Raw genomic sequence first — 577 nt, forward strand, 5'->3', positions numbered from 1 at the left:
GGTGTTACACCGACACAGCACTCATCAGGCGGAAAAGCCAAGATAGGTCATATCCCCAAAAGACGAGGCAATACATTAAGGAAAAACCTGTTTCTCGGTGCAAGAACGGTAGTCAGCAGGCTAAAACATAAAGAAGCGACCACAGAGAAAGAACGCTGGATAAAAAATCTACTCGCCAAGAAAAGCGTGAAATGTGTTGCCATTGCATTGGCCAACAAAACGGTTAGAACTGCCTATGCCTTACTTAAAAACGGCTCAACATACGAGCCAAAAATCTTAGCGGTGTAGCACTGAGTAACAGAAGAACAAATCAAGATAAATAGAACGTAAAAGCAGAAAGCATACTGAGATTACCCCCAGTATTGAACAAGCCAAGATAGAGCATTAAGCGGTGAGACCCACCCTTGAGAGCCTGTTAAAGCGCAGGTGTATACAAATACCGCGTGGGAGAGAAGGCACAAGGGCGCGAATACATCAAAGAGGCCGAGGTAGCACCTCATCAAGAGCCCGGATATAAGCACGCAATCACACTAATAATGCTAAAAGTGGCTTGTACAATTGGAGGAGTCCATATAAG

1 protein-coding gene is annotated in these 577 nt (G+C 44.7%); it reads left to right on the forward strand.

The window, feature by feature from the left end; genetic code table 11:
* Positions 1-288, forward strand: a 288-nt coding sequence (locus NO992_RS23380; RefSeq protein ID WP_371380821.1) for a transposase, incomplete at its 5' end; no start/stop codon positions are given.
* Positions 289-577: the final 289 nt, after the last annotated feature.

Source organism: Pseudoalteromonas sp. DY56-GL79, assembly GCF_041414765.1.
In the GTDB taxonomy this organism is placed as follows: Bacteria; Pseudomonadota; Gammaproteobacteria; order Enterobacterales; family Alteromonadaceae; genus Pseudoalteromonas; species Pseudoalteromonas piscicida.